21 protein-coding genes, 1 pseudogene and 1 riboswitch are annotated in these 16891 nt (G+C 67.2%); of the genes and pseudogenes, 12 read left to right on the forward strand and 10 right to left on the reverse strand.

Annotated elements, in window-relative coordinates; genetic code table 11:
- Positions 1 to 254: 254 nt before the first annotated feature.
- Positions 255 to 1058, forward strand: coding sequence for an EAL domain-containing protein (locus WJ35_RS07960; RefSeq protein ID WP_060234326.1), 804 nt, complete (start codon positions 255 to 257; stop codon positions 1056 to 1058).
- A 46-nt stretch (positions 1059 to 1104) separates the two neighbouring features.
- Here WJ35_RS07960 and WJ35_RS07965 read toward each other — a convergent pair whose 3' ends face one another.
- Both WJ35_RS07965 and WJ35_RS07970 read right to left on the reverse strand, forming a co-directional pair.
- A complete protein-coding gene (locus WJ35_RS07965; RefSeq protein ID WP_010091506.1) occupies positions 1105 to 1515 on the reverse strand; it encodes a GFA family protein in 411 nt (136 codons plus the stop codon).
- Between the two features lie 85 nt (positions 1516 to 1600).
- Positions 1601 to 2390: pseudogene (locus tag WJ35_RS07970) on the reverse strand (IclR family transcriptional regulator).
- 94 nt (positions 2391 to 2484) lie between these two features.
- On the opposite strand from WJ35_RS07970, the gene WJ35_RS07975 reads away from it, so the two are divergent.
- The gene (locus tag WJ35_RS07975; RefSeq protein ID WP_060234328.1) at positions 2485 to 3672 is read left to right on the forward strand and encodes an acyl-CoA dehydrogenase; all 1188 of its coding nucleotides are present in this window, start codon (positions 2485 to 2487) and stop codon (positions 3670 to 3672) included.
- Positions 3673 to 3796: 124 nt separating this feature from the next.
- Here WJ35_RS07975 and WJ35_RS07980 read toward each other — a convergent pair whose 3' ends face one another.
- On the reverse strand, positions 3797 to 4435 hold the full coding sequence (locus tag WJ35_RS07980; protein ID WP_059760761.1) for a peroxiredoxin: 639 nt from the start codon (positions 4433 to 4435) through the stop codon (positions 3797 to 3799).
- Between the two features lie 316 nt (positions 4436 to 4751).
- On the opposite strand from WJ35_RS07980, the gene WJ35_RS07985 reads away from it, so the two are divergent.
- From WJ35_RS07985 to WJ35_RS07995, 3 genes are all read left to right on the forward strand, one after another.
- Entirely contained in the window at positions 4752 to 5054 is a 303-nt protein-coding gene (locus WJ35_RS07985; RefSeq protein ID WP_010091502.1) for a DUF883 family protein, read from the forward strand.
- A 124-nt stretch (positions 5055 to 5178) separates the two neighbouring features.
- Positions 5179 to 5568 (forward strand): phage holin family protein, encoded by a 390-nt coding sequence (locus WJ35_RS07990; RefSeq protein WP_060234329.1) that lies wholly within the window; start codon positions 5179 to 5181, stop codon positions 5566 to 5568.
- 43 nt (positions 5569 to 5611) lie between these two features.
- Positions 5612 to 6055, forward strand: coding sequence for a DUF3318 domain-containing protein (locus WJ35_RS07995; protein ID WP_069239012.1), 444 nt, complete (start codon positions 5612 to 5614; stop codon positions 6053 to 6055).
- A 52-nt stretch (positions 6056 to 6107) separates the two neighbouring features.
- Here WJ35_RS07995 and WJ35_RS08000 read toward each other — a convergent pair whose 3' ends face one another.
- The 7 genes from WJ35_RS08000 to glyA form a co-directional block, all read right to left on the reverse strand.
- Complete coding sequence (locus WJ35_RS08000; RefSeq protein ID WP_069239417.1) at positions 6108 to 6560, reverse strand: type IV pilin protein; 453 nt, start codon at positions 6558 to 6560, stop codon at positions 6108 to 6110.
- A complete protein-coding gene (locus WJ35_RS08005) occupies positions 6560 to 7018 on the reverse strand; it encodes a pilus assembly PilX family protein (RefSeq protein WP_011883410.1) in 459 nt (152 codons plus the stop codon). The genes WJ35_RS08000 and WJ35_RS08005 overlap by 1 nt, the downstream gene beginning before the upstream one ends.
- A gap of 197 nt (positions 7019 to 7215) precedes the next feature.
- Positions 7216 to 8049: a type IV pilus assembly protein gene (locus tag WJ35_RS08010; RefSeq protein WP_069239013.1), complete on the reverse strand. Its 834-nt coding sequence runs from the start codon at positions 8047 to 8049 to the stop codon at positions 7216 to 7218.
- The gene (locus WJ35_RS08015; protein ID WP_045578510.1) at positions 8039 to 8461 is read right to left on the reverse strand and encodes a hypothetical protein; all 423 of its coding nucleotides are present in this window, start codon (positions 8459 to 8461) and stop codon (positions 8039 to 8041) included. The genes WJ35_RS08010 and WJ35_RS08015 overlap by 11 nt, the downstream gene beginning before the upstream one ends.
- Positions 8458 to 9018 carry a GspH/FimT family pseudopilin gene (locus tag WJ35_RS08020; protein ID WP_069239418.1) on the reverse strand — a complete coding sequence of 187 codons (561 nt, stop codon included), beginning with the start codon at positions 9016 to 9018 and terminating at the stop codon, positions 8458 to 8460. The genes WJ35_RS08015 and WJ35_RS08020 overlap by 4 nt, the downstream gene beginning before the upstream one ends.
- Positions 9019 to 9189: 171 nt before the next feature.
- Positions 9190 to 9672, reverse strand: a complete 483-nt coding sequence (gene nrdR / locus WJ35_RS08025) for a transcriptional regulator NrdR (protein ID WP_010091494.1) — start codon at positions 9670 to 9672, stop codon at positions 9190 to 9192.
- 6 nt (positions 9673 to 9678) lie between these two features.
- Entirely contained in the window at positions 9679 to 10926 is a 1248-nt protein-coding gene (glyA, locus tag WJ35_RS08030; protein ID WP_060234332.1) for a serine hydroxymethyltransferase, read from the reverse strand.
- A gap of 139 nt (positions 10927 to 11065) precedes the next feature.
- A riboswitch (ZMP/ZTP riboswitch) is annotated at positions 11066 to 11165 on the reverse strand.
- 177 nt (positions 11166 to 11342) lie between these two features.
- Between glyA and WJ35_RS08035 the strand changes: the two genes are divergently transcribed.
- The 7 genes from WJ35_RS08035 (at position 11343) to pal (ending at position 16875) form a co-directional block, all read left to right on the forward strand.
- Entirely contained in the window at positions 11343 to 12089 is a 747-nt protein-coding gene (locus WJ35_RS08035) for an SDR family NAD(P)-dependent oxidoreductase (protein ID WP_010091492.1), read from the forward strand.
- A gap of 92 nt (positions 12090 to 12181) precedes the next feature.
- Positions 12182 to 12652 carry a tol-pal system-associated acyl-CoA thioesterase gene (ybgC, locus tag WJ35_RS08040; RefSeq protein ID WP_069239014.1) on the forward strand — a complete coding sequence of 157 codons (471 nt, stop codon included), beginning with the start codon at positions 12182 to 12184 and terminating at the stop codon, positions 12650 to 12652.
- Positions 12653 to 12785: 133 nt separating this feature from the next.
- A complete protein-coding gene (tolQ, locus tag WJ35_RS08045; RefSeq protein ID WP_010091489.1) occupies positions 12786 to 13463 on the forward strand; it encodes a protein TolQ in 678 nt (225 codons plus the stop codon).
- 10 nt (positions 13464 to 13473) lie between these two features.
- Positions 13474 to 13923 carry a protein TolR gene (tolR, locus tag WJ35_RS08050; protein ID WP_060234333.1) on the forward strand — a complete coding sequence of 150 codons (450 nt, stop codon included), beginning with the start codon at positions 13474 to 13476 and terminating at the stop codon, positions 13921 to 13923.
- Positions 13920 to 14945 carry a cell envelope integrity protein TolA gene (tolA, locus tag WJ35_RS08055; RefSeq protein ID WP_060234334.1) on the forward strand — a complete coding sequence of 342 codons (1026 nt, stop codon included), beginning with the start codon at positions 13920 to 13922 and terminating at the stop codon, positions 14943 to 14945. The genes tolR and tolA overlap by 4 nt, the downstream gene beginning before the upstream one ends.
- A 109-nt stretch (positions 14946 to 15054) precedes the next feature.
- Positions 15055 to 16350: a Tol-Pal system beta propeller repeat protein TolB gene (tolB, locus tag WJ35_RS08060; RefSeq protein WP_060234335.1), complete on the forward strand. Its 1296-nt coding sequence runs from the start codon at positions 15055 to 15057 to the stop codon at positions 16348 to 16350.
- A 15-nt stretch (positions 16351 to 16365) separates the two neighbouring features.
- Positions 16366 to 16875, forward strand: coding sequence for a peptidoglycan-associated lipoprotein Pal (gene pal, locus WJ35_RS08065; protein WP_010091485.1), 510 nt, complete (start codon positions 16366 to 16368; stop codon positions 16873 to 16875).
- The last annotated feature ends 16 nt before the right edge of the window (positions 16876 to 16891 follow it).

Genomic DNA, 16891 nt, shown 5'->3' on the forward strand with positions numbered 1-16891 from the left:
CCTTGCTTCCTGTTGAATCGGGGACAGGGCATCGTCCGACGACGCCCGAATGCTGTCTTTCTTGATCGACGACAAACTCAGGATTTACGAATAGTAAAACCAATTACGAATAGTGAAAAGAACGTAAACCCTAAGCACCGGCCGCCGGCGGGATAACCATATGAGCGAATCGCCGAGCCGAGCGCGGCGCGCGCTGCTACTATCGAGTGGTGAGGCGGCCCGTTCGGCCGCCGTTTTTCCATGCCGACTTCCCCATGATTCCGCCTACCATTCCCGAGCTGGTCACCCGCGCCGGGCAGTTGCCGTTCCTGCGGGATCACGTTGCGCTCGCCGAGGGCGGCACCGCGTGCGCGCGCCTGCCCGAGCTGACGCTGAACAGCGCGTACGAGCCGATCTACGACGTGACGATGCCGGGCGCGCCGCAGTCGACGTCGTTTGCCGACGCGATCGAGCGCTACGGCGACGAGCTGGGCTTCCAGGCGGTGACGCTGACGACGGGCACCGCGCCCGATCCGTTCGATTCGGCCGCGGACGACCAGGCGCTGGTCGCGGTCGACCGCCTGTCGCGCGCGCTGCATGCGATCAACTTCTTCGGCGCGCAGCGCCACGGGCTGCTGTTCCTGCGCGTGCACGAGCGGCTGCTGAAGAGCGTGAAGTACGACCACGGCAAGCACTTCTCGTCGGTGCTGCAGCGCTTCGGGCTGCCGCCTGAGCGGGTCGTGATCGAGCTGCCGGCCGCCGCGGTCGCGCACAAGACCTTCCTCGGCTACCTGACGCGCAGCTACCAGCATCACGGCTTCAGGGTCGCGGACAAGCTGCCCGACCCGGGCCGCATCCTCGCGGTCGAATCGGACATGGCGCGGCCGGACTACATCAAGATGGACGCGGGCATCGCGTTGCGCGACGGGATGGTCAAGGCGCTCGTCGGGTATGCGCAGCGCGTGCGGATTCCGCTGATCTTCGACGGCGTCGTCGACGAGACGCAGTGCGAGCTGCTGCGCCAGCACGACGTGCGGTTCATGCAGGGGCCGGTGTTTGCGAAGGTGGTGCCGGCCTGAGGCGGCGGGTGGCGAGTGGCGGGTCCAGGCCGCGCGGCGGCGTGCGTCAGTCCTCGCCGCCGTCGTCATGCTTCGGCAAGTCGTCGCCGATCTCGATGCCGGGAAACCGGCTGGCGTACCAGATATGCCACGCAGGGCGAATCCGCGACGGGTCGTCGAGCGTCGCGTAGTTGAGCTCGACCGTCCGCGGCGCGTGGCGCAGCCGGTATTCGAGCTGCGCGCCGCAACGCCCGCAAAAGCGCCGCTCGCCCCACGCGCTCGACGCGTAGACGACCGGCTCGCCGCTCAGGTATTCGAACGCGTCGAGCGGCAGCGACGCGGACGCGACCACCGCCGCCCCGGTCGTCTTCTGGCATAGCCGGCAATGGCAGAAGCCGGCGTCGGTCGGGATGTGCTTGATCCGGTAGCGGATCGCGCCGCAGGCGCAGCCGCCTTCGAGCATTTCCGTGTGCGACATGGCGAACCTCGTCGTATTCGGGCGTCAGGCGACCGATGATGAGCGCCGTTCGGCGGATGCACAACCGGGAAGTGCTCAGGCAGCCTCAGGCAACCTGCCCCAGCCGCTGCGCCAGCGCCTTCAGGCGCGGCCCCACCTGCGACCGGAACACGTCCTCCCCCATCGACGACGCGGGCCCGCTGCAGCTCAGGATCAGCCAGCGCCCCTCGCGCGGCTCCCGAAACGGCACGGCCGCCGCGTTGACGTCCGCGTGCCACGCGCGGAACGAGTAGCAGCAGCCGCCCGACGCGAACTCGGCCACCGCCTGCTGCGCGGCGCCGACGAGCGCGTCGGCGTCCGGCCCGGCGCCGGCCGCCCGGTGCAGCTCCGCGTACAGCGCGCGCCGCACGTCCTCCGGCTGCACCGCCAGATACGCGCGCCCCATCGAGCTCGTCAGCATCGACAGCCGCGATCCCGGCGCGAGCCCGAGCGTCAGCGCGGTCTCGCTGCGGATCGTCTCCAGATAGATCATGTCGAGCCCGTCGCGGCAGCCGAGCGACACCGCCGCGCCGATCTCGCGCGCGAGCGCCTGCATGTGCGGCCGCGCGAGGTCCAGCGTGCCCGCGCCGGACAGCAGCGCGAAGCCGAGCGACAGCACGCCCGCGTCGAGCGCATATTTGCCGAGCGTGTCGTCGTAGCGCAGGTAGCCGAGCACCGTCAGCGTGTACGCGAGCCGGTTCACCGTCGCCTTCGGCAGGCCGGTGCGCTCGGCGAAATCGCGATTGCCGAGCATCGTCTCGCCGGGACGGAACGCGCGCAGCAGGTCCAGGCCGCGCGCGAGCGCGACGACGAACTTGCGCTCGTCGATGTTGGTCGTCGATGGTTGGAAGCGTCATCCGGTGCTACACTGAGGTCGATTTGCAAAACATTGTTCCGCACAGCGGAACGCAAGTCAAGCGAACCATGGGCATGGGATCAGGAGATGACACGATGAGCGCTGCAACTTTTCATTGGGACGATCCGCTGCTGCTCGACCAGCAGCTCACCGAGGACGAGCGGATGGTGCGCGACGCCGCGCGCGCCTACGCGCAGGACAAGCTCGCGCCGCGCGTGACCGACGCGTTCCGCCACGAACGCACGGACGTCGGAATCTTCCGTGAAATGGGCGAGCTCGGCCTGCTCGGGCCGACGATCCCCGAGCAGTACGGCGGCCCCGGCCTCAATTACGTGAGCTACGGCCTCATCGCGCGCGAGGTCGAGCGCGTCGATTCCGGCTACCGGTCGATGATGTCGGTGCAATCGTCCCTCGTGATGGTGCCGATCTGCGAGTTCGGCTCCGATGCGCAGAAGGAGCAATACCTGCCGAAGCTCGCGACCGGCGAATGGATCGGCTGCTTCGGCCTCACCGAGCCGAACCACGGCTCCGATCCGGGCAGCATGATCACGCGCGCGAAGAAGGTGCCCGGCGGCTATTCGCTGTCCGGCTCGAAGATGTGGATCACGAACTCGCCGATCGCCGACGTGTTCGTCGTCTGGGCGAAGCTCGAGGAAGACGGCCACGACACGATCCGCGGCTTCATCCTCGAGAAGGGCTGGAAGGGCCTGTCCGCGCCGGTGATCCACGGCAAGGTCGGGCTGCGCGCGTCGATCACCGGCGAGATCGTCCTCGACGACGTGTTCGTTCCCGAGGAGAACCGGCTGCCGCACGTCGGCGGCCTGCGCGGCCCGTTCACGTGCCTGAACTCGGCGCGCTACGGGATCGCCTGGGGCGCGCTCGGCGCCGCCGAGGCCTGCTGGCATACCGCGCGCCAGTACGTGCTCGACCGCAAGCAGTTCGGCCGGCCGCTCGCCGCGAACCAGCTGATCCAGAAGAAGCTCGCCGACATGCAGACCGAAATCACGCTCGGCCTGCAAGGCGTGCTGCGGCTCGGCCGCATGAAGGACGAAGGCACCGCGGCCGTCGAGATCACGTCGATCATGAAGCGCAACTCGTGCGGCAAGGCGCTCGACATCGCGCGGCTCGCGCGCGACATGCTCGGCGGCAACGGCATCTCGGACGAGTTCTGCGTCGCGCGCCATCTCGTGAACCTCGAAGTGGTCAACACGTACGAAGGCACGCACGACATCCACGCGCTGATCCTCGGCCGCGCGCAGACGGGCATCCAGGCGTTCTTCTGACCGTTTGCGCAGGCGACGCGGCGCCGGTCGCGCTGCGTCGTGCGCTGAAACGAAACGGCCCGCCCGGCGTCGATGCCGGGCAGGCCGTTTTCATGGGCGCGCGGCGATCGCGCGCAGCCGCTGCTTACTTGTTCGGCTGCGGCGTGAGACGCAGATACGGACGCACCGCGTTGAAGCCCTTCGGGAAGCGCTGCTTCAGCTCTTCCGGATCCTGCAGCGACGGGACGATCACCACGTCGTCGCCGTCCTTCCAGTTGCCGGGCGTCGCGACCTTGTAGTTGTCGGTCAGCTGCAGCGAGTCGATCACGCGCAGCACTTCGTCGAAGTTGCGCCCGGTGCTCGCCGGATAGGTGATGATGAGCCGCACCTTCTTGTTCGGATCGATCACGAACAGCGAGCGCACGGTGAGCGTCTCGTTCGCGTTCGGGTGAATCATGTCGTACAGCGCGGAAACCTTGCGATCCGCGTCCGCGATGATCGGGAAGCCGACGACCGTCGCCTGCGTGTCGTTGATGTCGTTGATCCAGCCCTGGTGCGACTCGACGCTGTCGACCGACAGCGCGATCACCTTCACGTTGCGCTTCTCGAATTCGCCCTTCAGCTTCGAGGTCAGCCCGAGTTCCGTCGTGCACACCGGCGTGTAGTCCGCCGGATGGGAAAACAGCACGCCCCAGCCGTTGCCCAGCCACTCGTGGAACTTGATGCGGCCGAGGCTCGAATCCTGTTCGAAATCCGGCGCGATGTCGCCAAGACGCAGACCCATGTTGTTCTCTCCTTGAACGATGCTGGTTGAAACCGCGCGCTGTCGGCGCGGGATAGTCACTCAGCTTACGGGAAGCAATGGGCCATGCGAACGATTATTCCGTTCGATATTCATACATTTTTGTCATTTTTGCCCAGGCGCAGAGCGCGGTGGACAGCGGCGAAAGGCACTTTTCACGCCGTCGGCGGCTCTGTTTTTGTTTACGTTTCGTTTACCATGCGGTCTTGCAATGTCGCCGTGCGTCATCCCGGCTCGCCAGCAAGCAGGCGTTTCGCTACGATATGAACTGCAGCATGACAGCATGAAGGGAGTTGCAATGTCGGAAATCAACAAGGAGAAACTGATGTCGGATATCAAAACCGTTCTCGCGGACGCCGAAGACCTGCTCAAGCAAGCCGCGAGCAGCACGGGCGACCGCGCTGCCGAGCTGCGCGAGAAAGCGATGTCGCGCCTGAAGCAGGCCAAGGAAAAGGCAACCGACGTCCAGGTCGTCGTGGTCGAGAAAGGCAAGAAAGCCGCGCGCGCGACCGACGACTACGTGCATGAGCACCCGTGGACGTCGATCGGCATCGCGGCCGGTGTCGGCGTGCTGATCGGCCTGCTGGTCAACCGCAAGTAACGCGCGCTGCGCCGTTTCGCCCCGCGCGCCGCTCGCTGCGGCACGCGGGAGTCGCGGCAGGCCGGCGGCTCGCCGCCGGCCTGGCTTGACCTTGCTGCTCACTGCGCGTGCAAGCGCCTCATCCATGACGACAGACACCACCTCGCAGTCATCCGGCCAGGGCCCGTTGCGCCGTCTCATCGGCTCGGTGATCGGATTGCTGCAAACGCGCCTCGAACTCGCGGGCATCGAGCTCGCCGAGGAGAAAGAGCGCCTGATGGGCGTGCTGTTCCTCGGGCTCATCGCGATGATGCTGGCGACGATGGCGCTCATCAGCCTGACCGCGCTCGTCGCGATCGCGTTCTGGGATACCTATCGCTGGCAATCGCTCGCGGTGGTCACCGCGCTGTACGCGATCGCCGGCGCCGCCTGCGCACTGAAGGTGCGTGCGAGCCTGCGCGACGCGCCGGTCGTGTTCGAAGCCACGCTGGCCGAATTCGAGAAAGACCGCGAACTGTTCCGCGGCAAGTCGTGAACGCCGTCGCGTTCACCCGTTCCACCCATTTCGCCGACGCGCCATGAGCCAGAACGTCACGGGCCATTCGCCCAGCCACCATTCGTCGCGCTCGAACTGGAGCGCGTCGCAGCATCGCGCACTCCGCAAGGAGCTGCTGATCCTGCGCTCCGAAGTCGAGCGGCTCGAGCTCGCCGAAGCCGCCGCCGACATGCGTCACGCCGTCACGCGCTTCAGCTGGCTGAAGGTGTTCATCCCCGGCCTGTCGACCTCGAAATTCGGTCAATCCGCGAAAAGCCTGAACGCGAGCATCGGCAACCTCGTCAACCAGTATCCGATGCTGAGCTCGCTTGTGTCGCTGGTGCTCGCGAAACCCGTGCGCTCGCTGTTGCGCGCAACCGGCGGGCCGGCGCTGAAGTGGGGAACGCTGGGCTTCGCCGCATGGGAGATCTACCAGATCTGGAAGCAATCGCGCGACGAGCGCGACAGCACCGCGAGCAACGACTGACGCTCCACGGGGCGCGCGCGATGCGGTTGAGCCGCGCGCGTCACGTGCAGACTCAATGCACGCCCCAGCACGCGCGAGACGGTTCGTCCATCTGGCCGGTATCCGCCATTGCATTGCCTTTCGTCCCGTCCGAGCGCAACGTGAACGCTCCGCAGCGGTCATCGCGCATCGGCCCGTCGTCGAGCGGGCTGGCGACGAGTTCGTATGCCACCGGCGCATCGCCGTCGGCCGGTCGCCGCAGCGTAAGCCGATAGACCGGCTGCCCGTCCGGCGGTGCCTGTGTGTACGCATCCGGCAACGTCTGCGGCGGCGGGCCATCGAGCGTTTCGAGATACTGGGCGGCCCGGTACAGCGCACTTACCGCAGCGGTGCGATGCATGCGCGCGACGTGCGCGCGATATGACGGGACACCCCAGCTCGCCAACGCAGCGACGATCGCCAGCACGATCATCAATTCGAGCAACGTGAAGGCCGCCAGCCGGCGCATCGCAGCAGCGGCTCGCATCATTGCACCGTCACGACACGACGCCAGCGCTGCGCCACGATGCGCCCGTCGCGCAACGCGAGCTGGCTCTGCAGCCAGACCACGCTCGAGGCATCGCCGCCGACGCCGCGCGCGGTGACGAGGTACGCGCGGCTGCCGGCCGGACCGGCACCTCGCCACGCTTCGATCAGACAACGCGGCGGCTGCGCCGCCAGCGGCCACGATGCAAACGGCTCGAACGCGTCGGCGACGCGCAGCGCGGGCGTCCGCCGCCACGCGCGTGGTTCACCATGCGATGCCGGTTCGTCGAGGTATGGCGCTGCGCCGCCGCGCAAACGCACGATGCATGCGGCCAACGCCGCATCGGCGGCATGAAACGCGATCATCCGATCGGACAACGCGCGCGTGCGACGCGATTCCGTCAACGCCGACTCGAACCATGTGCCTGCCAGCGCCACGACCGCCGCGGCAACGGCCATCACGGCAGGCAGCGCAAGGCCGGCATTGCGAAGCCGACGCCGAAGCCGAGGCCGACGTGCGGGCGCAACGCGTAATGTCGCGCGGTTCGGCAACGCGGGGCCGTCACCTGCGCCGCGCCGGCCCGCAGCACGGCGCGCCGACGCATCGGCTGTCGCGATCCGCGTCGCACAACGTCGGACGGACCGGGTCGCGCGGATCATCGGAATGCCTCACCGTCACGCACACCGCCCACGACACGATCGGCCAACGCGATCGATGAATTCCGCAACGCGACGATGCGATGCAGCGTGAGGCGCGCGCGGCCATCGTCGGATACGGCAACGCGACCATCGCAGTCGACATGACGCGTCGGCGCGCGCATCGGTTCACCGCGCGCCCGCACACACAGATGTACCGCGACGATGTCGCGCCACCCGTCAGCGCCGATCGCCGCCGCGTCGGCGAATCGCACGGTTCCGCGACGCAAATAGCGCACACGCAACTGGTCGATGCCGGACACCACCGGCTGCGGCGTGCCGGGGCGACCGCTGCCTTCGCAGTACAGCTCGGGCTCACCGGTCGACGGGCTGACATGCGCATCGAAGTGGTTTTCCACCAGCGGCCGCTCGCCGGGGGCACCGATACCCTGCCCGAGACAGTCGGATACCTGGTCGCCAATGGTTGGCCAGGTCGACACACCGTCGCCGACATAACGGACCACCACCGCATCGGAGGCCTCGCGAGCGGCTTCGCAGCGCACCTGTGCACCATCGCCACGCACCCGCGCCGCGGAGCAACCGAACAACGGCGGCAGCGGCAACGCGTCGTCGTCGTCGAGCGAACGAAATCCGGCCATCTGAATCTGCTGTCCGATCAGCATCAGGGCCGTCGTGGCCGCATCGCGCATCGCGAACGCGTCCTCGGCCCGCCCGTGCGCGACACGCTGCGCGTGATACAGCGCGCCGACTGCCGCGAGCACGAGCAGGCCGACGACCATCGCAATCAGGACTTCCAGCAGCGTATGTGCGCGGCTGCGGCGATCAGCGTTCATCGGCGTCGAACTCCCGAAACGGAATGCGCACACACGACGGCGGCTTCGTCATCGTCCGCGCCGCATCGCACCGCGCGGACGCCGAGGCCGACTGCGCAGTGTCGGCGTCGCGCCAGCCGACGATCGCATAGCTGACACCGGCCGCCCCACGGTCGAGCATCATTGCGCCGTCGGGCAACGATGCCGCCGCAAGCGCCGCGAGGCCGCCGTCATCGCCTGGTGCCGCATGACGGCGCTCGATGCGTGCATCGGCCAGCCACAATGCACGTTCGCGCCAGATCGTCGCCCGCTGCATGCGGGTCATCGCGAACTGGCTGCCGACCACCGTCAGCATCACGGCCGCGAGCAGCGCAACGGCCAGCACCGCTTCGAGCAGCGACGTGCCGTGCGTTCGTCGGCGCGAGCACTTCATGCCGCGTCACACCGGCCGGCCACGATGCGCGCGCGACCGCCCGCCGAAATCCGGATACAACGCGACGTGCGCGCCTCGTCGCCAGGCCGCTCGCGCTGCGCACGCAATTCGAAGCGCCGGATCCCGCCGATCACCTGTCCGGCCGGCGGCGCGAACGCCAGATCGTGCGTGGCGCCCGTCACGGCAATGTCGGGATCGCGCGGATACCGCCGCAGCACCTGCGACCGCTCGTCGAAATGTCCGCTCACGAGCCAGCCGCACGACCATGCGGCCGGATCGCATGGTTCGTCGGCGCGCACGCAATCGCCGGCGGGCCCGGCCCGGCACAGCGTGACGCGCACGCCGAGGCGCGCCGCTTCGGCCCGCGCGAACGACAGCGCGCCGAGCAACGCGCGCGAGCGGGCGTCGACCCGCTCGCGCATCCGCCACTGCTCGAATGCCGGAGCGGCGTAGAGCGCCGTCGCGGCCGCCAGCGCGATTGCGACCATCAGTTCGACGAGCGTGAATCCGTCGCAGCGCCGCAGGTGCGCGCCGACAATCTTTCGGTGCAGTCCCATCGCCATTGCCCTCCGTCAACGTGATGCAACGACTGTAGCGACGCGAGCGAACCCGCGCCATTGGCCAAACGGCCAACTGGCGACATGCGGCCGAGACCGACACAATCGGGACGAACTGGATCACTCGGCCCAATCGGGCCTGCGGAGAAGACGATGAACGAACGCGGCGCGTCAGCGCTTACGCGGGGGCTTGGCAGCCGGAGAGGCGCGACGGAACTCTTCGATCACGTCGGCAAATTCGGACACGTCTTCGAACCGGCGATACACCGATGCAAAGCGCACATAGGCAATCGTATCGAGGCCGCGCAACTCGTTCATCACGAGTTCGCCGAGCTTCTCGCTACGCACTTCGCGCTCGCCTGTCGCGAGCAGCTGATATTCGATGCGGGCGACCGCCGCATCGATCGCGTCAGCCGCAACCGGCCGCTTGCGCAGCGCGAGTTGCATGCTGGCGACGATCTTGCGACGGTCGAATTCCGTGCGGCTGCCGTCCTTCTTCACGACGACCGGCAGGGCCAGCTCGACCCGCTCGTACGTCGTGAAACGCTTGTCGCAGGCCGAGCAGCGACGGCGCCGGCGAATCGCGGCGCCGTCTTCGGACACGCGCGAATCCACCACCTGCGTGTCGTCGCTGCGGCAGAACGGGCAGCGCATGAGCGATCAGCGATAGACCGGGAAACGCTTGGTCAGGTCGGCCACTTGCGCGCGCACGCGCTCGATCGTCGCAGCATCTTCCGGGTTGTCGAGCACGTCGGCGATCAGGTTGCCGACCAGCTCCGCCTCGGCCGTGCCGAAGCCGCGCGTCGTCATCGCCGGCGAGCCGAGACGGACGCCGCTCGTCACGAACGGCTTTTCCGGATCGTTCGGGATCGCGTTCTTGTTGACCGTGATGTGCGCGGCGCCGAGCGCGGCTTCCGCCGCCTTGCCGGTGATGTGCTTCGCACGCAGGTCGACCAGCATCACGTGGCTTTCGGTGCGGCCCGACACGATGCGCAGGCCGCGCTTGACCAGCGTCTCGGCCAGCACGCGCGCGTTCTCGACCACCTTCTGCTGGTACGCCTTGAACTCGGGCGACAGCGCTTCCTTGAACGCGACCGCCTTCGCGGCGATCACGTGCATCAGCGGGCCGCCCTGGATGCCGGGGAAGATCGCCGAGTTGATTTGCTTCTCGTACTCGGCCTTCATCAGGATCACGCCGCCGCGCGGGCCGCGCAGGCTCTTGTGGGTCGTGGTCGTGACGAAATCGGCGTGCGGCACCGGGTTCGGGTAGACGCCCGCGGCGATCAGGCCCGCGTAGTGCGCCATGTCGACCATCAGGTACGCGCCGACCGACTTCGCGATCTTCGCGAGACGCTCGAAGTCGATCTTCAGCGCGAACGCCGACGCGCCCGCGACGATCAGCTTCGGCTTGTGCTCCTGCGCAAGCTTCTCGGCCGCTTCGTAGTCGATGTCTTCGCTTTCGTTCAGGCCGTAGCTGACGACGTTGAACCACTTGCCCGACATGTTCACGGGCGAGCCGTGCGTCAGGTGGCCGCCGTGCGCGAGGCTCATGCCCATGATCGTGTCGCCCGGCTTGAGCATCGCGAAGAACACGCCCTGGTTCGCCTGCGAGCCCGAGTTCGGCTGGACGTTCGCGGCTTCGGCGCCGAACAGTGCCTTCACGCGGTCGATCGCGAGCTGCTCGACGACGTCGACGTATTCGCAGCCGCCGTAGTAGCGCTTGCCCGGGTAGCCTTCGGCGTACTTGTTCGTGAGCTGCGAGCCCTGCGCGGCCATCACGGCCGGGCTCGTGTAGTTTTCCGACGCGATCAGCTCGATGTGATCTTCCTGGCGGCGGTTTTCCTGCTCGATCGCTGCAAAGACTTCGGGATCGACGTTCGCAATGGTGCTTTGGGCTCTGTCAAACATACGGTTTCCGTTAAGTGTGTACAGGTTGACCGGGGTGGCCGAGTACATTGCGCTGCTGGCGGCACCAGCTCGACGTGGCGGAAGAATCCGTATGACGCGAGGCAGGGGACAGCCACCGGCGATGCACGCGACGGCGCACAACGGCTGCCCAGGCGAACGGCAAAAACGGCGCCCTGCGCTTCACGGTGGGATGCTCCACCTTGAACCCGAGGGTTCTATCGCCAGTCACGCAGGGGTGATGAGCGCGTTAGTTTATTGGATGCGTCATGAATAGGCAACCGCGCGGCGGCCACCGCAAACAAACGGGGACAGAGTTGCGCCGCCCGCACCGGCTGAGCTTTGCGCCTTGCCGCGGTGCGGCAATCTCAGTACGCTTGCAGGTTCCCCACCCGCTACCCTACCGACCAGGAGCAGCAATGATCGTGTTCGTCACAGGCGCGTCCGCCGGCTTCGGCGCCGCCATCGCCCGTGCCTTCGTCAACGGCGGCCACCGCGTCGTCGCGACCGCGCGCCGCAAGGATCGTCTCGACGCGCTCGCGGCCGAGCTCGGCGACGCACTGCTGCCGCTCGAGCTCGACGTGCGCGACCGCGCCGCCGTCGAAGCCGTGCCGGCCACCCTTCCCGCCGAGTTCGCCGCGCTCGACGTGCTCGTCAACAACGCCGGTCTCGCACTCGGCGTCGAGCCTGCCCACAAGGCCAGTCTCGACGAGTGGCAGACGATGATCGACACCAACTGCTCGGGCCTCGTGACGGTCACGCACGCGCTGCTGCCGGGCATGATCGCGCGCGGCCGCGGCCACATCTTCAACCTCGGCTCGGTTGCCGGCACCTACCCGTACCCGGGCGGCAACGTCTACGGCGCCACCAAGGCATTCGTCAGACAATTCAGCCTGAACCTGCGCGCCGACCTGATCGGCACGCCGCTGCGCGTCACCGACATCGAGCCGGGCCTGTGCGGCGGCACCGAATTCTCGAACGTCCGCTTCCGCGGCGACGACGCGAAGGCGGCCGGCGTGTACGCGAACGTCCAGCCGCTCACGGCCGAGGACATCGCCGACACGATCTACTGGATCGCGACGCGTCCCGCGCACGTGAACATCAACACGATCGAGATGATGCCAGTTGCCCAGGCGCCGGCCGGCCTCACCGTCCATCGCGGCTGACGGTCCGCCGCGAGCAGGCCCGGCGGCCGGCTCGCGGCCCGGAACATTCCGTTACGAATCGGTTGCGAAGCGGCCTCCCCGCTTCCGGTAAAATGCGCGCCATGACTCAGCCTACCCGCCCCCCGGAAGCGCCTTCCGGCTTCACCTGGCCGGTTCGCGTGTATTACGAGGATACCGACGCAGGCGGCATCGTCTTCTATGCCAACTACCTGAAATTCTTCGAGCGAGCGCGCACCGAGTGGCTGCGCGCCTGCGGCATCGACCAGCGGCGCCTCGCCGACGAAACGGGCGCGATCTTCATCGTCCGCAGCACCGCGCTCGACTATCGCGCGCCGGCGCGGCTCGACGATATGCTCGCGATCACGAGCCGGCCCGGACGGATCGGCCGCGCGTCGGTCGAATTCATGCAGGAAGCGTGGCGTGGCGACACGCTGCTCGTCGCCGGGCAGATCCGCATCGGTTGCGTCGACCGCACGGGCATCCGCCCCGCGGCGATCCCGCCGGCGGTGCTCGACGCGCTGCAACGCGGGCCCGTCAACGAGGCTCGCGTGAGCCCCGTTTAGACAAAACCTATGAACTTGCCTTCCTGAATCGATACTAAGCATGGTTCCGCGCCAGGGCTGCGTCGGCGCGCCGTACCGCACGCACCCGTGCGCCCTTGCCGGGCGCCCCCGAAGGGACGTTACTCAAACCTCTATGAACACTTCTCAAGACCTGTCGATCATTTCCCTCGTCCTCAATGCGAGCGTCCTGGCCCAGGCCGTGATGGGACTGCTGCTGCTGCTGTCGCTGATGTCGTGGACCTTCATCTTCCGCAAGTGGTTCGCGATCCGCCGCGCACGCGCACAGACCGAGCGTTTCGAACGGGATTTCTGGTCGGGCGGCGACCTGCAGGCCTTGTATCAGAGCGCGGCGAACAACCGCCACACGATCGGTGCGCTCGAGCGGATCTTCGAATCGGGGATGCGCGAGTTCCTGAAGGCGAAGGAAAAGCGCATCAGCGACCCGGGCCTCGTGCTCGACGGCGCGCGGCGTGCGATGCGCGCGTCGTTCCAGCGCGAGATGGACGTGCTCGAAGCGAACCTGGCGTTCCTCGCGTCGGTCGGCTCGGTCAGCCCGTACATCGGTCTGTTCGGCACGGTCTGGGGGATCATGAACTCGTTCCGCGGCCTCGCGAACGTCCAGCAGGCCACGCTCGCGAACGTCGCGCCGGGCATCGCCGAAGCGCTCGTCGCCACCGCGATCGGCCTGTTCGCCGCGATTCCGGCCGTCGTCGCCTACAACCGCTACGCGCACGACATCGACCGCCTCGCGATCCGCTTCGAGACCTTCATCGAAGAGTTCTCGAACATCCTGCAGCGCCAGGCCCAGTAAGGAGCGCGACATGGCCGGAACTCCCATCCGATCCAGCATGCGCGGCGGCCGCTCGCGCCGCGCGATGGCCGACATCAACGTCGTGCCGTACATCGACGTGATGCTCGTGCTGCTCGTGATCTTCATGGTCACCGCACCGCTCGTCGCGCCGTCGATCATCAACCTGCCGACCGTCGGCAATGCCGCGCCGCAGGAGCAGACGCCGCCCGTCGTCGTCAACATCAAGGCCGACCGCACGATGAGCGTCAAGTACAAGAGCAACTCGGGCGCGACGCAGGAAGACACGATGACGAAGGCCGAGCTCGACGGCTTCATCGCCGCCCGCCAGACGGATCATCCTGACCAGCCGGTCGTGATCGCGGCCGACAAGACCGTGCAGTACGATGCAGTCATGACCGTGATGTCGGATCTGAAGGCGCGCGGCGTCAAGCGCGTCGGCCTCCTCGTCAAATCGCAATGAAACGGCCCCCCCCGCGCAGCACCGCCTACCCGCCGATGCCGCCGCGCGAGCGCGGCACGTGGCGCGCGTTCGCGCTCGCGGCGTTGATGCACGTGCTGCTCGCGCTGTTCCTGTATCACGGCGTGCAATGGCAGAACAGCACCCCGGCCGGCGCCGAGGCCGAACTGTGGACGACGGTGCCCGACATGCAGGCGCCGCAGCCGGCCCCGACGCCGCCCGCCCGCGTCGCCCCGCCCCCTCCCCCGGTGAGGAACGAGGAAGCGGACATCGCGCTGCAGCAGAAGAAGCGTCAACAGGAAGCCGCCGCACGCGAAGCGCTGCTCGAACAGCAGCGCCGCGCGCAGCAGCTCAAGGCGGAACAGGAAGAACAGGCCAAACGCGCGCAGCTGGCGGCCCGGCAGGCCGCCGCGCTCGCCGCGCAGAAGGCCGCCGAGCAGGAAAAGCAGAAGCAGGCTGACAAGCTCAAGCAGAAGCAGCTCGCCGAGCAGCAAAAACTGGAACAGCAGAAGCTCGAGCAGCAGAAGCAGGCAAAGCTCGAGGCGCAGCAGCAGGCCGCGAAGACGAAAGCCGAAGCCGCGGCCAAGGCGAAGGCTGAAGCGGCGGCCCGCGCGAAGGCCGATGCGGCGTCGAAGGCGAAGCTCGACCAGGAGCGGCGTGTGCGCCTCGCGCAGATGCAAGGCCTGGCGGGCGGCGGCGAAGGCGGTGGCGAAGGTCTCGCGAAGAGCGGCACCGGCACCGGCTCCGGCGGCAACGCGGCGTCCCCGGGCTATCCGGACAAGGTGCGGCGTCGCGTCAAGCCGCACATCGTCTGGGGCGGCGAGCGCGACAGCCTGACGACCGTCGTCGCGATCCGCTGCACGCCGTCGGGCGACGTATTGAGCGTATCGATCCGCCGTTCGAGCGGAAACTCGGGGTGGGATCAAGCCGTGGTCAGTGCGATCCAGGCGTCGGTCCCGTTGCCGCCCGATTCTAACGGTCGTACTCCATCGGACATTACGATTACCTTCAAGGCGGCGGAGTGAACGGAAATGCGCTTACACTCCCGCCGTCGCTGTAGGACGGGAACGAATCGGGTATTTTTACTGTCTCTGCGGTTGCGCAGCGATACAAGTCATACGGGAAGCAAGAAGCATGAGTTTGATGACGAAGCTAGGTTTCAGGGCACTCGTGGCCTCGTGTCTGATTGCGGCGGGCAGCGCCGCCAACGCGCAGGTCAACGTGCTGATCACCGGCGTCGGTTCGACCCAGTTCCCCATCGCCACCGCGAATTTCGCGAATGAGGCGGGCCTGCCGCAGCAGGTCACGTCGATCGTCCGCGCGGACCTCGCCCGCAGCGGCAAATTCACCAACATCGACGCCGGCAGCACGCCGGTGCCCGAGACCGCATCGGTCGACCTCGGCGCATGGAAGGCCAAGGGCGCGAATGCGTTCGTCGCCGGCAGCGTGAACCGCGACGCGAGCGGCCAGTACAAGGTCAACTTCATCCTGTACGACACCGTCAAGCAGCAAAGCCTCGGCGGCCTGTCGCTGACGGCGAACGACGGCACGCTGCGCACGGCCGGCCACAAGATCGCCGACTACATCTACCAGAAGCTGCTCGGCACGCGCGGCGTGTTCGCGACGCGCCTGTCGTACGTGATCAAGTCCGGCAACCGCTACCAGCTGCAGATTTCCGATTCGGACGGCCAGAACCCGCGCATCGCGCTGTCGAGCACCGAGCCGATCATCTCGCCGGCGTGGTCGCCGAACGGCACGAAGGTCGCCTATGTATCGTTCGAGCGCAAGAAGCCGATCGTCTACATCCACGACCTGCCGACCGGCCGCCGCTACATCGTTTCCGACCAGAAGGGCAACAACAGCGCGCCGGCGTGGTCGCCGGACAGCCAGACGCTGTCGGTCGCGCTGTCGCTGACGGGCAACACGCAGATTTACGCGGTCAACTCGACCGGCGGCGGCCTGCGCCGGCTGACCCAAAGCAACTCGATCGACACCGAGCCGTTCTACTCTCCGGACGGCCGCTGGATCTACTTCACGAGCGATCGTGGCGGCGCGCCGCAAATCTACCGGATGCCCGCCCAGGGCGAAAGCGCCGGTGCGGCTCAGCGCGTGACCTTCACCGGCAGCTACAACACGAGCCCGCGCGTCAGCCCGGACGGCAAGCTGCTCGCTTACATCTCCCGCACGGGCGGGGGCTTCAAGCTGTACGTTCAGGATCTGCAGACGGGCGCGGCGAACGCGATCACCAATACGAGTCATGACGAGTCGCCCAGCTTCGCGGCGAATGGCCAATACCTTCTGTACGCCACCCAGTCGGGTGGGCGCAACGTGCTGGCCGCCGTCCCATCCGACGGCAGTGCGCCGCCGCAGATTCTGTCCGTCCAGGGCGGCTCCGTACGCGAGCCGTCGTGGGGACCCTTCATGCAATGACCAAGGAGAGTAACCATGATGTCGAAAAAAGTTCGTCTGGCCCTGGCCGTGATGATGGTCGGCGCGCTGGCAGCATGCAAGTCGGGCGTGAAGCTCGACGAGAAGGCCAACGCCGGTGCAATGAGCACCCAGCCGAACCCCGAGAACGTCGCGCAAGTGACGGTCGATCCGCTGAACGACCCGAACAGCCCGCTCGCGAAGCGCAGCATCTACTTCGATTTCGACAGCTACTCGGTGAAGGATGAGTATCAGCCGCTGATGCAGCAGCACGCGCAGTACCTGAAGAGCCATCCGCAGCGTCACGTGCTGATCCAGGGCAACACCGACGAACGCGGCACCAGCGAGTACAACCTCGCGCTGGGCCAGAAGCGTGCGGAAGCCGTCCGCCGCGCGATGGCGCTGCTCGGTGTCGCCGATTCGCAAATGGAAGCCGTGAGCCTCGGCAAGGAAAAGCCGCAGGCAGCGGGTCACGACGAGGCATCGTGGGCGCAGAACCGCCGCTCGGATCTCGTCTACCAACAGTAAGTGACGGAAGGTTAGC

The sequence above is a fragment of the Burkholderia ubonensis genome, assembly GCF_001718695.1.
GTDB classification, from domain to species: domain Bacteria; phylum Pseudomonadota; class Gammaproteobacteria; order Burkholderiales; family Burkholderiaceae; genus Burkholderia; species Burkholderia ubonensis_B.

Coding starts and splice junctions, on each gene's coding strand:
- WJ35_RS08010 (WP_069239013.1), bottom strand. CDS start 8,049: ATGAACGCTGATCGCCGCAGCCGCGCACATACGCTGCTGGAAGTCCTG.
- glyA (WP_060234332.1), bottom strand. CDS start 10,926: ATGTTTGACAGAGCCCAAAGCACCATTGCGAACGTCGATCCCGAAGTC.
- WJ35_RS08000 (WP_069239417.1), bottom strand. CDS start 6,560: ATGCGAGCCGCTGCTGCGATGCGCCGGCTGGCGGCCTTCACGTTGCTC.
- tolR (WP_060234333.1), top strand. CDS start 13,474: ATGGCCGGAACTCCCATCCGATCCAGCATGCGCGGCGGCCGCTCGCGC.
- ybgC (WP_069239014.1), top strand. CDS start 12,182: ATGCGCGCCATGACTCAGCCTACCCGCCCCCCGGAAGCGCCTTCCGGC.
- WJ35_RS08005 (WP_011883410.1), bottom strand. CDS start 7,018: ATGGCCGTTGCCGCGGCGGTCGTGGCGCTGGCAGGCACATGGTTCGAG.
- WJ35_RS07995 (WP_069239012.1), top strand. CDS start 5,612: ATGAGCCAGAACGTCACGGGCCATTCGCCCAGCCACCATTCGTCGCGC.
- WJ35_RS08015 (WP_045578510.1), bottom strand. CDS start 8,461: ATGAAGTGCTCGCGCCGACGAACGCACGGCACGTCGCTGCTCGAAGCG.
- nrdR (WP_010091494.1), bottom strand. CDS start 9,672: ATGCGCTGCCCGTTCTGCCGCAGCGACGACACGCAGGTGGTGGATTCG.
- WJ35_RS08020 (WP_069239418.1), bottom strand. CDS start 9,018: ATGGGACTGCACCGAAAGATTGTCGGCGCGCACCTGCGGCGCTGCGAC.
- WJ35_RS07965 (WP_010091506.1), bottom strand. CDS start 1,515: ATGTCGCACACGGAAATGCTCGAAGGCGGCTGCGCCTGCGGCGCGATC.
- tolQ (WP_010091489.1), top strand. CDS start 12,786: ATGAACACTTCTCAAGACCTGTCGATCATTTCCCTCGTCCTCAATGCG.
- WJ35_RS07990 (WP_060234329.1), top strand. CDS start 5,179: ATGACGACAGACACCACCTCGCAGTCATCCGGCCAGGGCCCGTTGCGC.
- WJ35_RS08035 (WP_010091492.1), top strand. CDS start 11,343: ATGATCGTGTTCGTCACAGGCGCGTCCGCCGGCTTCGGCGCCGCCATC.
- WJ35_RS07985 (WP_010091502.1), top strand. CDS start 4,752: ATGTCGGAAATCAACAAGGAGAAACTGATGTCGGATATCAAAACCGTT.
- WJ35_RS07960 (WP_060234326.1), top strand. CDS start 255: ATGATTCCGCCTACCATTCCCGAGCTGGTCACCCGCGCCGGGCAGTTG.
- WJ35_RS07975 (WP_060234328.1), top strand. CDS start 2,485: ATGAGCGCTGCAACTTTTCATTGGGACGATCCGCTGCTGCTCGACCAG.
- WJ35_RS07980 (WP_059760761.1), bottom strand. CDS start 4,435: ATGGGTCTGCGTCTTGGCGACATCGCGCCGGATTTCGAACAGGATTCG.
- pal (WP_010091485.1), top strand. CDS start 16,366: ATGATGTCGAAAAAAGTTCGTCTGGCCCTGGCCGTGATGATGGTCGGC.
- tolA (WP_060234334.1), top strand. CDS start 13,920: ATGAAACGGCCCCCCCCGCGCAGCACCGCCTACCCGCCGATGCCGCCG.
- tolB (WP_060234335.1), top strand. CDS start 15,055: ATGAGTTTGATGACGAAGCTAGGTTTCAGGGCACTCGTGGCCTCGTGT.